The organism is Geodermatophilus sp. SYSU D00814 (genome assembly GCF_054050055.1).
In genome coordinates this window covers 1-11,864 of the sequence record NZ_JBJGYP010000024.1, presented here as the reverse complement: position 1 = coordinate 11,864, position 11,864 = coordinate 1, and the positions used below count along the sequence as shown (strand labels likewise).

Below are 11,864 nucleotides of genomic sequence, written 5' to 3'. Positions count from 1 at the left end.
CACACCCAGAACGGAAGAACCGCACGTGTCGACGTCCCGCCCTGTGCGCCGCCTGCTGACGGTCGCCGCCTCGCTCTCCCTCGTCGCCGGCCTGGCCGCCTGCGGTGGGGACGACGGCCCCGACCCCACCGGCGGCGTCGCCTTCGTGGTCGGCGCCCGCAGCAACATGCCGGCCCCGCGCCTGGACGGCCGGGCGCTCGAGGCGCTCGACACCGCGGTCGAGGACCAGTCGCTGGCCGCGATCGTGGTGGCCGACGGCGAGCCGGACCTGCTGGGGACGATGCAGCTGCTCATCGAGGGGGCGACCAACCAGGCGCGCGACGCCAGCCGCGAGGACAACCGCGAGCTCGTCATCGACGGCCTCACCTCGGCCCGCGCGGAGGACGAGGAGACCGACCTCCTCGCCGCCGTCGACCTGGGGGTGCGGAGCATCGCGTCCGCCGAAGGCGAGCACACCGTGGTCGTCGTGGACTCCGGCCTGTCGACGGCGGGTGCCCTGGACTTCCGGCAGCCGGGTCTGCTCGACACCGATCCCGAGACGCTGGCAGCTGACCTGGAGGCGGCCGGTCACCTGCCCGACCTCGAGGGTGTGACGGTCGTGCTCCAGGGGATCGGCGACACCTTCGCCCCGCAGGCTCCGCTCGACCGGCCCCAGCGAGTGAAGCTGATCGCCATCTGGGAGGCCATCATCCGGGCCGCCTCGGCTGCGGACGTCGTCGTGGAGGAGTCCCCGCTGACCCAGCCGCCGGCCGGCGTGCTCCCCGTCGTCGCGCCGGTGGAGGTGGCCGACGCACGGACGTGCACCGTCACGCTTACCAGCAACGACGTCCGCTTCGCGGCCGACAGCGCGGAGTTCCTCGACCGGGACGCGGCCGTCGAGGTCCTCGCCCCACTCGCGCGGCAGCTCGGCACGCCCGGCGTCTCGGCGATGCTCACGGGCACGACGGCGGATGTCGGAGACATGGGCGGGCAGGTCGCGCTCAGCCAGAGCCGCGCCGAGGCCGTCCGGTCACTCCTCGCGGAGCTCGGAGCCCAGCAGGACGCGATGGCCGCCGTCGGCCTCGGCAGCGACTTCCCGGACTACGTCGAGGACCGCGACGCCAACGGGGGCCTCGTCGAGGAACACGCCGCGCAGAACCGGAAGGTCGTCGTCCAGCTCGTCGGTGGCGCCGGCCTCACCTGCGGCTGACCGGGTCCGCGCCCGACTGCTCGGTCGCTACAGCCACGCCTCGATCTCGTCCAGCTGCTCGTGCGTGAGACCCACGTACAGGTCCGGCGCGACCACCAGCACGTGCGGATTCGCGGCCAGCCAGTCGCCGGTGTCGGCGGCCTGCTCGGCGAGGTCGTCGTCGATCCACACGATCCGCCGGTCCGGCTCGGCCGCGGCCACCTCCTGGGCGACGGTCAGCTTCCACCAGCCCGACGCCCCGCCGAACACCCCGAGGAACCCGGTCGGCGCGGCGTCGGCGCGGGCGTGGGTGCGCAACCCCCGCGGCAGGCCCATCGGCTCGGCCAGCAGCCGGTCGGCGTCGGTGGTCCAGGTGGTCAGCCACTGGATCTCCACCCGGCCCGACTCGTGCAGCTCCCGCAGCCGCGCCGTCACCGTCGGGTCCCACGACAGCACGAACCCGTTGAACGTGCCCCGCCGCCAGCCCTCGGGCAGCTCCCGGCGGGGCGTGTTGAGCACGCCGTCGACGTCGAGCAGCAGGATCGGGCGGTCGCCGGTGGAGCCCATGCCCGATCCTGCGCCCGCGGGAGCCGAACCGGCGACCGCGCGGCTCAGCCGAGCAGGACGGCCAGGTCCCGGTACTCCCGCCCGTCCAGGCACGCGACGCCGGCCGCCAGCGCGCTGCCGTCGTCGGCCAGCGCGACCGGCGCGGGGATCCCGTCGTCGCACAGCGGCACCTCCGCCACCGTCTCGCCGGTGGCGAGGTCGACGGTCGACAGGGCCACCCCGTCCTCCGGCGAGCCGTGCTGCACGTACGCGTGCTCCTCGCCGGGCCCGAGGACCAGGTCGATCCCCGGGCCGGGCAGCGGAGTCGAGTCCACCACGGCGCCGTCCCGCACCGTCACCAGCTGCGCCGACCCGGTCTCCCGGTCGCCGGCGAGCACCGAGACGAGCACGGCCCCGTCGGACAGCACCTGCAGTGCGTAGCCGGTGCTGTCCTGCTGCTCGACCAGCTCCACCGGCGCGCCGACCGGCCGCAGGTCCGCGTCGTACGTCGCCAGCACGACGCCGTCCACGCTCCCCTCGGCGTCGCGGTCGACGCTCACCAGCGCCGCCAGCCCGCCGTCCGGGCGCAGCGCGACGTCCCGCGCCACCGCCTGCCCCGGCGTCTGCACCTGCAGGTCGGCCGACGCGAGCACCACTCCGGTGGCGACGTCGATCGTTGCCAGCCGGTTCACCGTGTCCCCGTGGACGTACCACTGCAGGCTCGCGGACAGCGTCGCGCCGTCGGGGGAGAGGACGCCACTGCCGGAGTCGGGCGTGCCCAGGTCGGCGTCGGCCGCGACGCGCACCACCTCCGGCCGGTCGGCGCCCGGCGTGAGCACCGCCAGCGCGAGGTCCTGCTCCCGGCCACCGTCACCGCTGCCGGCGTCGCCGCGCTCGGGCAGCACGGGGGCCAAAGCGACCACGGTGCCGTCGGGCGCCACGTGCACCTCGCCCAGGTCGGCGAACGGGGCGCCCTGGACGGTGCGGCCCACGGTCAGGCCGTCGTCGCCGGGGACGAGCTCGACGAGCACGCTGCGCGGCGGGGCGCCCAGGTCGCCGGTGAGCAGGGCGACGAAGCCGCCGTCGGGCGTCGCGGCGATGTCGGCGAGGCGCACGTCGCGCTCCACCGCGGCGTCGACCTGCACCCGCCCCACCTCGTCGGTGAGCGGTCCGGCGTCGGGCGGTGCGGCCGGACCGGCGACGGCGGTCGAGCAGCCGGCCACGAGGACGGCGGAACCGAGCAGGGCGGCGCGGAGCCGGGACGGGTGCATGGGGCGGAGCTCCTGAAGTGCGGGGATCGACGCGTGCACCGTGCGCGGCCGCGCTTGCGAGGCCCTTGTGGATCACCTCGCGGCTCCGGTCCGTGCGCAGCAGACCCAGCCGCCCCGCCGCTCCCGCTCCCGCGCCGCAGACGGTGGTGAGCGCCGACCCGGTGCGGCACCATGCCCGCCGGTTCCGGACCGGCCGACCCCGGTCCTCCCGCTCCCAGAGAGGTCCCCGTGATCCGCTACTTCGGCTTCTCCGTCTTCCTGACGGCGGCCGCCCTCGTCACCGCCGTGCTCTTCGGCGGGCCGGCCGCACTCCTCGCCGTCGCCGTCCTCGGCGTCCTCGAGGTGTGCCTGTCCTTCGACAACGCCGTGGTCAACGCCAAGGTGCTGCGGACCATGAGCCCGCTGTGGCGCAAGCTGTTCCTCTACGTCGGCATCTTCATCGCCGTGTTCGGCATGCGGCTGCTGCTGCCGATCGTGCTGGTCGCGGTGACCGCGCAGCTGTCCATCCCCGAGGTGTGGGACCTGGCGCTCACCGACCAGGAGGCCTACGCGCGCAACGTCGAGGCCTCCGCCGAGGCGATCTACACCTTCGGCGGCATCTTCCTGCTGATGATCTTCCTGAACTTCGCGTTCGACGAGGAGCGGGAGATCCACTGGCTGGCCTGGCTGGAGCGCCCGCTGGCGAAGGCCGGCAAGCTGCCCTACCTGGCCGTCGTCATCGCGCTCGCGGTCATCTACACCGGCTCGCAGATCGCCGACGACGACAAGTACTCCACCGTCCTGCTCTCCGGGCTCGCAGGGCTGTTCACCTACCTGCTCATCGGCGGGCTCAACGAGCTCATGGAGTCCGCCGACGAGGACGGCGAGGCGACGCCGTCGGCCACCGGCACCGCCACCAAGGCCGTCGCCGGCGCGGGCGCCGCGGCGTTCCTCTACCTGGAGGTGCTCGACGCGTCGTTCAGCTTCGACGGCGTGATCGGCGCGTTCGCCATCAGCAGCGACATCCTGATCATCGCCCTCGGGCTCGGGATCGGCGCCTTCTGGGTGCGGTCGCTGACCATCTACATGGTCGACAGGGGCACGCTGGAGCAGTACCGCTTCCTCGAGCACGGCGCGATGTGGGCGATCGGCGTGCTGGCCGCGATCATGATCCTCGAGCTGCGCTGGCACATCAGCGAGTACGTCACCGGGCTGACCGGCCTGCTGTTCATCGTCGCGGCGGTCGTCGCCAGCGTCGTCGCCCAGCGGCGCGAGGACGCCGGGCTCCCCGCGGCACCCGACGAGGACCCGCAGCCCGAGCGGGAGACCGTGTCGGTCTGACCTTCTTCCCGGTGCCCCGGCCGCGCTCCCGGCCGGGGCGCCGGCGTCAGAGCGGTGCCGACGAAGGGCACCTACATCAGTGCGTGAAGCATGCAGGGACGATGTGAGACGGCTGGGGTCTGGGTGTCCGCACGGTCGAGGCACCCGCCGGGTGCGCAAGCGCTCCCATCGTCAGGACGGATGCCGCTGGCTCGGTCGACCGCGGAAAGTCGGCCACGTCAACGGACTCTGGCCGAGCGGAAGCATCCGGACGATTGACCTTGAGCACGGCGAGCTGTCTTCCGAACGTCTGGACGCCCGCACGGCTTGCGCCTGCTCGATTCTTGGAGACGACGATGGACGGCGAGATCCAGCTGATCAGTGACGGTGATGGCCTGGCGGTCATCGGCGATCGGGCGGCGGTGGAGCGGTTCCTCATCTCCGAGAAGTTGGCGTACGGGTCTCGCGAGCTGCCCAAGCTTGGCAGCGTGCTCAGCCGCGGGGCCGCGCTCGCGGATGCCGGCTCCAAGGTGGCGGAGGCCTCGGGGCGGTGGGTGAAGTTGACCAAGCAGTCGGCGGATCTAATCGCGAAGCACGGGCTGACGCCGACCAAGACGCCGGGCGTCAGTCACGCGATGGTCGGGGAACCCGGGTCGATCAAGTCGTGGCTGCAGGTCGCGCAGGGACCCGGATCGAAGGCGGCCAATCCGGCGCTGCTCAGTGGGGCTGCGGGGATCATGACGCAGCTCGCGATGCAGCAGGCCATGGACCAGATCACCGACTACCTCGCCACGATCGACGAGAAGCTTGACGACGTGCTCCGGGCCCAGGAGGACGCCGTCGTAGCGGTCATGATCGGTGTGGGCTTCGACATCGACGAGGCCCTGACCATCCGCGAACACGGGGGTCGGGTCAACGAGGTCACCTGGTCGAAGGTCCAGGCTGCGCCGGCGACGATCGCGCGGACCCAGGCATACGCGTTGCGCCAGCTCGACGCGCTCGCCGAGAAGGTGGAGTGCAAGGCGAAGATCGGCGACCTCGCCAAGGCGACGAAAGACGTCGAGACCAAGGTCCAGACATGGCTCGCCGTCCTCGCCCGTTGCTTCCAGCTGCTGGACGCCGTGGCCGTTATCGAGCTGGACCGGGTCCTAGAGGTAGCTCCCGACGACCTCGACGGCCATCGCCTCGGGTTGAGAGCAGTCCGGCAGAAGCGACTGGACACGATCTCGCAGAGCATCGAGCGCCTCTTGAGCCGCATGACCGCCGCCGCGGTCACCGCCAACCTCAAGGTGCTGTTCAACCCGGTGGCGTCCCCGGCCGTCGTGCAGTCCAGCGAACGTGTCGTGACCGCCCTCGTTGATCTCCACGGGCGACTCGGGATCGAGTTCGGGCGGGAGTCGCTGGAGGCGAGGGCCTGGACGGATGCGGCCGCGGAGCTCAGGGACCGAGTCCTGGAGACCGGAGCGGATGGCATCGATGCTTCCAAGCGCCTCGGCAGCGAGACCCTCGACCGCGCCAGGTCAGTGACGGGCAGGATCTCCAGTGGGATAGCCGCGCGCACGTCCCGTTGGCGCGCGGATGACGAAGGACGTGACGGGGAGGTCGAGTAGGCGCCGGGTTCAAGGGCCTGGCGACGTTGACGTTCTTGCGCTGCCATCCCTCGTCAGCATGGCCGCCACCGGCGGCGTCGTCGGACGAGGATCCACAGCCCGACCGCGAGACCGTCTCGGTCTGACTCGCGCTCCTGCCCGACCCGGTGCCCCGGCCACCTCCCGCAGCCGGGGCACCGGCGTCTCAGCCGAGGAGGAACAGTGGGTCGGCCTCGTCGACACCGGGGCACTCGGCGCGGGCGGCTAGGCTGCTGCCGTCGGCGGCCAGCGCGAGCTGCGCGCCGGTGCCGAGCTCGTCGCAGAGGACGACGTCGGCGACCACCTCACCCGTGGCCAGGTCGACCGTCGCGACGGCGGCCCCGTTCTCCTCGCGCGTGTAGTCGACGTAGGCGTGGCGTCCGGCGGCGTCGACCACGACGTCCCACGCCTTCCCGGGGATCGCGACGCTGACCGGTTCCTCGCCGTCCCGCACGGTCACCAGGCGGTGGTCGGCGCCGTCCTCGCCGACCCGCAGCGCCACCACCGCGGTGCCGTCGGGCAGCACCTCGAAGGCGTAGCCGAGGTCGTAGGACTCGTCGGGCAGCACCTCCACCGGGTCGCCGACGGGCTGCAGGTCGGCGTCGTACCCGACCAGCTGGGCGCCGGACTCCTCGCCGGCGCGGTCGCGGGTGTTCTGCACCAGCGCGACCACCCCGCCGTCGCGTCGCAGGGCCAGCTCGTGGACCACCGCGACACCGTCGGTCTCCACCTGCACCTGCTCGCTGGCGACCAGCGCGCCGGTGGCGACGTCGATCGCGGCGAGCCGGTTCACGTACCGGTCCTCCTCCACCTCCCACCGCAGGCTCGCGTAGAGGGTGGTGCCGTCGGCGGACAGCACGCCGGTGCCCTCGTCGGGCGTGCCGAGGTCGGGGTGCGGGGCGACGAGCGCGACGTCGACCTGCTCGGCGCCCGCGGGGAGGAGGGTGACCGCGAGGTCCCACCCCTCGCCGTCGGCCGACACGACCGGGCCGAGCGCGACGACGGTGCCGTCGGCGGCGACGTACACCTCGCCGCCCAGCCCGTCGCCGGCGTAGGCGGCGCCCTCGGTGACCCGGCCGACGGTCAGGCCGCCGTCGTCGTCGGGGAGCAGCTCGACGAGGACGCTGCCCTGCCGGTGGGCGGTGCCGAGGTTGCCGGTGAGCAGGCCGACGTAGCCGCCGTCGGGGGTGGCGGCGACGTCGTAGAGGTCGAGCGCGTCGTCGACGGTGGCGAGGTCGAGCCGGCCGGTGATCTCGGTGAACGGCCCGGCGCCGGCCGGCTGGGCGGAGCCGGCGACGGTGGACGAACAGCCGGCCACGAGGACGGCGGAGCCGATGAGCACGGCTCGGGAGCGGGTCGGGCGCATGTGCGGGGCCTCCTGGGCGGTGGGGTCCTCCGCACCTTCGGCGGCGTCACTTGCCCGGCACTTGTGGATCACGTGCGCGCCCCGCCGGGACCTGGGTCCCTACTCCGGCCGGCGCCGCCGCCCTACGTTCCGGGAACCGGGCGCATCGAGACGAGTGGGGGACGGGATGGGCGTTCGCAGGTGGTCGACGGGTGCAGTGCTCGCCGTGGGGCTGGTCCTGGCCGCGCCGGCCGTGGCGAGCGCCGCGCCACCACAGACCACCCCGCCGACCACACCGGCGCAGACCGGGGGTGGGTGCGCCGAGAACGGCGCGGTCATCGCGGGTGCCGCCCGGGGCGCCGAGCCGTTCGGGGAGACGGTCAGGGACAACACCCCGATCGCTCCGCTGAACGCGGTCTTCTTCACCCTGTTCTGCGCGGAGGACTGACCGCGCTGCCGGCGCCGTCCTGACCGGACGGAGGCTCAGGTGGTCGGGACGGCGTCAGCCGCGCTCGGCGACGGCGGCCAGCCGGTCGAGCGAGGCCCGCAGCCGGTCGGCGGTGGTGGACCGCGCCCGTGGCAGGCGCTGCTCGTCGGTCAGCTGTGACCAGTCGTAGGTGTGCGTGACGAGGGTCCGGACGTCGTCGATCGGATCGAGCTCCCACCGCCAGAGGTGTCCCGGCGGTGCCTGGCCGGGCTCGGCGGGCCGCCACGCGATGCGCCTGCCCTCCTCGAACTCGACCACGTGGTTCTCGCGGACGTTGCCGCCGGTGAGCGTCATGGTGAAGACGTCGCCGACGGCCCGGACCCGCTGCCCGCCGGCCGCCTCGGCGAGGTTGTCGTTGCCGTCCCACCGCGGCTGCTGGGCCGGATCGGCGATCAACTCGAAGACCCGGGCAGCACCCGCCGCGACCTCCCGGTCGGCGCTGACGACGCGCGGGACCTCCTCGGAGCCGGTCACGCCGACATCGAAGCACCGGGGAGCGCCGGTTCGGGAGTGCGCGGACCGGAGGATGAGCGCACCCGCCGCTACCTCGCAGCGACCCCGGCAGGCGGTCGGGGTCCTGGGCTCAGCGAGGAGCGGGGAGGTCTTCGAGGTCGAAGGCGGCGTGCAGAGCGGCGGTGAGGGCGATCTCCTGCTCAGGCCGCAGCCGGCCGATCTGCCGACCCAGCGCCGACGTCGGCACGGTGACGATGTTGTCGCAGCTGATGACGCTCGGGTCGTCGAGGCCGTCGGCGGGGCCCACGGAGACCTCGGTCGACAACCCGCGGATCCTGCTCGTGATCGGGGCGACGGTGACCCGCGACAGGTGTGGGCGGACCAACTCACGGGTCAACACGAGGACGGGGCGGGTCTTGTCGAGTCGAGCCAGGTGGATGGGACGCATCAGTCGAGATCATCGAGCGGCGTCCGGGCCGCGTACTCGGCGAGATCGTCCAGATCGTCGGCTGGGGGCTCCGCGGCCAGGATGGCCGCATCGCGAGCCGCGATCTGGCGGCGCTGCTCGCGTCGGAGCGCCTGACCGACCACCGCAGCACGGGAAGGAGCTCGGCCGTCGGACACCAGCTGGTCGATGAACTCCACGAGTTCCTCGGGGAGTCGAACGGCGATCTGGGTGCTCACTCCATCTACGGTACCGAACCGGGATGCACAGTGGTACCGGCCGGATGGGAGCAGCAGGCTGATCGTCCTCCTGCCACCATGCGTGCATGCCCGTGTCGATGACCATCCGCGAGGTCCCGGACGACACACGTGACGAGCTCGCCGCCCGGGCCGCCCGATCGGGCCAGTCGTTGCAGGAGTACGTGCGCGCACAGCTGATCGAGCTGGCCCGGCGGCCCAGCCCCGTCGACTTCTGGGATCACGTCGATCACCGGGTCCGGGCGACGGGCAGCCGGCTGACGGCGGGAGAGATCCTCGAGCTCCGCGACGGCGCCCGCTGGTGACGGTCGTCGTCGACGGCTCCGTGGTGGTCGCCACATCCGTGGACAACGGCTCGGACGGGGAGAAGTCGGACCCCAACCTGTGAGCCCTCGACCGCAGGTCAGCCGGCGCACCCGGGCCGCGGTGCCGGTTCCGGTCGCCGGATCTTCAGGGTCCTGACCGCCGAGGACGGACCGTTCCGCTCGGCGTCGCTGGGGCGCGTGTGACGACGACGTGCCGGCGGGCCACCCGGCTGCCGATGGGGCAGGGGAGCGGCGGTCAGACCCCCGTCGACTCGGGGGAGTGCTTCCGCATGGCTGGACGACGACGGCTCCAGGACCGCCTCGCGGTCCTCGGTGGCGCGCGGCCCGACCTGCTCGAGGCGGCGCCGGGCGCGCGGCCGCGGTTCGCCGCACTCGGCGGGGTCCTGCTCAGCACCGGCGGCCTCGCCGTCGCCTCGGCGGCCTTCGCGCTGCACATGGCCCTCGGCGTCTGGTGGCCGTTCGCGCTGGTGCTCGGCCTCGGCTGGGGCGCCGTCGTGGTCAACCTCGACCGGATGCTGCTGGTCGGCATGGCGCACGACGCCTCGCTCAAGCGCAACCTCGCCCTCGCCGTCCCGCGGGTCGGGCTGGCGCTGGTCCTCGGGGTCGTCGTCGCCACCCCGCTGACGCTGCAGGTGTTCCACAAGGAGATCGACGCCGAGATCACCGTCATGCAGGCCGAGGCGGCCGACGCGTACCGGCAGTCGCTGCAGGCCGACGCGCGCTTCGCCGGGCTCGACGAGCTGCAGCAGCGGGTGACGCAGGCGCAGGACGTCGTCGCCACCGGCGGGCAGGCCGACCCCGCGCTGGCCGCCGTCCAGAGCGAGCTGACCGCCCGGCAGCAGGCCTACGACGCCGCCCTCACCACCCAGCGCGACCTCGAGGCGCGGGCCCAGTGCGAGCTCGACGGTACCTGCGGCACGGGCGAGGCCGGCACCGGCACCGCCTACGTCCAGGCCCGCGCCGCCGCCGACGCGCAGGCCGCCGTCGTCGCCTCCGCGCGTGCCGAACTCGACGACGCGACCGCGGCCGCCGCGGACGCCGAGTCGCGCAGCGCCGACCTCGCCGCCGCCGCGCTGGCCACCGACTCCGCAGAGCTGAACCGGCTGACGTCGGAGCTCGACCGGCTGCAGGCCGCGTTCGACGCCACCAACGAGGGCTCGGGCGGCATCCTGCTGCGGCTGGAGGCGCTCGACCGGCTCAGCGACCGCAACGCCACGCTGGCCGCGGCGAAGTTCATGCTGTCGCTGCTGTTCATGTGCGTGGAGATCCTGCCGGTGCTCATGAAGGTGCTGCTCAACTTCGGCCCGCCGACCGCCTACGACCGGCTGGCCGCGCTGCGCGACGGCGGCGACGTGGAGATCGAGCAGCTGCAGCAGCAGTCGCGGCGCACCGTGGCCGAGGCCAAGGAGGAGCTGCTCGTCATGGCCGAGCAGGAGCGCCTCGACCGGCAGAAGGCCGCCATCCGCACCCGCCACCTCGCCGCCATGGCCCAGGCGCAGGCCGACGCCGAGGAGGCTGCCCGCCCGCCGGCGCCGCGGCCCGCGCCGCCGGTCGAGGAGCCGGGACGGCCGCTGTGGGACACCGGCCCCATCCGCCTGGCCCGCTCCGCCGCCCGCACCATCCGGCCCGGTCGCCGGCCGGCTGGACGCGTCCCGACCACGGTCTGAGGTGACACCGACCGAGGGTCCGCCGTCGCAAGCGTGTGCGCCCGCGCCTCCTTCCACGCCCCGTGGTGCGGCGTCGGCGCACACGCTCTCCGGGCCTGGCCGGCCCGCCGACCTACGCCGAGCTGGCCGCTCAGATCCGTGAGGTCGTCGTCCGCGCGGGCTGAGTCACCGCAACGGGTCGTCGTCGAGGTACGGGGAGCTCGGGGACCAGCTCGTCCCAGTCGTCGGGCGCCATGCCCAGTTCCCGGCGGACCCGCCGCCGGGCGACCAGCAGGTGAGCGGCCTCCCGTGCCGCGTCGAGCGACTGCAGCTCGTCGGTGTCCTCGACGTCGCTCAGCGCCCTGCGGGTGCCCATCGTCAGCCAGCGGTGGGCCTCGCGCAGGTCGCCGTGCAGCTCGTAGTCCTCGCCGATGAAGAGGTAGACGTCCCCGTCGGACGGTCGCTCTCGGCGCACCTCTTCGGCCAGCGCGCGGGCGGCATCGACGTCGCCGGCCTGGAGGAGGGCGTGGTGCAGGTAGCAGCGCACGTCGGGCTCGACGGGCTCCCCCGTCCCGGCGGCGCGGCGGAGTACGCGGACGGCGTCGTGAGTGTCGCCGACCCGGACGAGCTGTTCCCCGGCGGCGACGAGCAGGTCGGCCGTGTTGACCTCGTCGCCGGCCCGGGTGCCCTCCTCCGCCCACGCCTCCAGCCGCCTCGCCATCGCGCGGCTGTCGTCCGGCGTCTGGCCCGGGTGGTGCAACGCCGCCAGGTCGTCCTGCGTGCGCGGCCTCCGCATGCGCCGACCGTAGGGCAGCCGATGGGTGACCGGCCTCGCTCGGTCGGCCTGCTAGCTGTACTGACCGGAAACGTTGGTCGGGAGCGTGTGACCACGGGATCTAGTTGACGGATCTTGTGAGGGAGGACCTCCGGGCGTGGAGTGGAGCTGCTGAAGGCGACCACTGCCACGACACCGGAGGTCCTCGTGCTCCACGC

Annotated in this window: 13 protein-coding genes; 6 read left to right on the top strand and 7 right to left on the bottom strand. The window is 73.5% G+C overall.

Annotated elements, in window-relative coordinates:
* The first annotated feature begins 43 nt into the window (after positions 1–43).
* Positions 44–1,189, top strand: a complete 1,146-nt coding sequence (locus ACI780_RS18025) for an OmpA family protein (RefSeq protein ID WP_457004680.1) — start codon at positions 44–46, stop codon at positions 1,187–1,189.
* A gap of 27 nt (positions 1,190–1,216) precedes the next feature.
* Here the strand turns inward: ACI780_RS18025 and ACI780_RS18020 are convergent, their stop codons facing one another.
* Positions 1,217–1,735 carry an HAD domain-containing protein gene (locus ACI780_RS18020; protein WP_089404232.1) on the bottom strand — a complete coding sequence of 173 codons (519 nt, stop codon included), beginning with the start codon at positions 1,733–1,735 and terminating at the stop codon, positions 1,217–1,219.
* 44 nt (positions 1,736–1,779) lie between these two features.
* Positions 1,780–2,985 carry a hypothetical protein gene (locus tag ACI780_RS18015; RefSeq protein ID WP_457004678.1) on the bottom strand — a complete coding sequence of 402 codons (1,206 nt, stop codon included), beginning with the start codon at positions 2,983–2,985 and terminating at the stop codon, positions 1,780–1,782.
* A 228-nt stretch (positions 2,986–3,213) separates the two neighbouring features.
* On the opposite strand from ACI780_RS18015, the gene ACI780_RS18010 reads away from it, so the two are divergent.
* Together ACI780_RS18010 and ACI780_RS18005 are read left to right on the top strand one after the other, a co-directional pair.
* Positions 3,214–4,305 carry a DUF475 domain-containing protein gene (locus ACI780_RS18010; RefSeq protein ID WP_457004676.1) on the top strand — a complete coding sequence of 364 codons (1,092 nt, stop codon included), beginning with the start codon at positions 3,214–3,216 and terminating at the stop codon, positions 4,303–4,305.
* 335 nt (positions 4,306–4,640) lie between these two features.
* On the top strand, positions 4,641–5,894 hold the full coding sequence (locus ACI780_RS18005) for a hypothetical protein (RefSeq protein WP_457004674.1): 1,254 nt from the start codon (positions 4,641–4,643) through the stop codon (positions 5,892–5,894).
* Between the two features lie 184 nt (positions 5,895–6,078).
* On the opposite strand, the gene ACI780_RS18000 is transcribed toward ACI780_RS18005, so the two are convergent.
* Positions 6,079–7,278, bottom strand: coding sequence for a hypothetical protein (locus ACI780_RS18000; protein ID WP_457004673.1), 1,200 nt, complete (start codon positions 7,276–7,278; stop codon positions 6,079–6,081).
* 205 nt (positions 7,279–7,483) lie between these two features.
* Between ACI780_RS18000 and ACI780_RS17995 the strand changes: the two genes are divergently transcribed.
* Complete coding sequence (locus tag ACI780_RS17995) at positions 7,484–7,705, top strand: hypothetical protein (protein ID WP_457004671.1); 222 nt, start codon at positions 7,484–7,486, stop codon at positions 7,703–7,705.
* Positions 7,706–7,759: 54 nt separating this feature from the next.
* Here ACI780_RS17995 and ACI780_RS17990 read toward each other — a convergent pair whose 3' ends face one another.
* From ACI780_RS17990 to ACI780_RS17980, 3 genes are all read right to left on the bottom strand, one after another.
* Positions 7,760–8,218 carry an SRPBCC family protein gene (locus ACI780_RS17990; protein ID WP_457004669.1) on the bottom strand — a complete coding sequence of 153 codons (459 nt, stop codon included), beginning with the start codon at positions 8,216–8,218 and terminating at the stop codon, positions 7,760–7,762.
* A 109-nt stretch (positions 8,219–8,327) separates the two neighbouring features.
* The gene (locus ACI780_RS17985; protein ID WP_456872921.1) at positions 8,328–8,645 is read right to left on the bottom strand and encodes a type II toxin-antitoxin system PemK/MazF family toxin; all 318 of its coding nucleotides are present in this window, start codon (positions 8,643–8,645) and stop codon (positions 8,328–8,330) included.
* A complete protein-coding gene (locus tag ACI780_RS17980) occupies positions 8,645–8,881 on the bottom strand; it encodes a ribbon-helix-helix domain-containing protein (RefSeq protein ID WP_456872922.1) in 237 nt (78 codons plus the stop codon). The genes ACI780_RS17985 and ACI780_RS17980 overlap by 1 nt, the downstream gene beginning before the upstream one ends.
* 86 nt (positions 8,882–8,967) lie before the next feature.
* Between ACI780_RS17980 and ACI780_RS17975 the strand changes: the two genes are divergently transcribed.
* Together ACI780_RS17975 and ACI780_RS17970 are read left to right on the top strand one after the other, a co-directional pair.
* Positions 8,968–9,204 carry a FitA-like ribbon-helix-helix domain-containing protein gene (locus ACI780_RS17975; RefSeq protein WP_457004666.1) on the top strand — a complete coding sequence of 79 codons (237 nt, stop codon included), beginning with the start codon at positions 8,968–8,970 and terminating at the stop codon, positions 9,202–9,204.
* A 290-nt stretch (positions 9,205–9,494) separates the two neighbouring features.
* A complete protein-coding gene (locus tag ACI780_RS17970; protein WP_457004664.1) occupies positions 9,495–10,892 on the top strand; it encodes a DUF4407 domain-containing protein in 1,398 nt (465 codons plus the stop codon).
* 130 nt (positions 10,893–11,022) lie between these two features.
* Here ACI780_RS17970 and ACI780_RS17965 read toward each other — a convergent pair whose 3' ends face one another.
* Entirely contained in the window at positions 11,023–11,667 is a 645-nt protein-coding gene (locus tag ACI780_RS17965; protein ID WP_457004662.1) for a tetratricopeptide repeat protein, read from the bottom strand.
* Between the last annotated feature and the right edge of the window lie 197 nt (positions 11,668–11,864).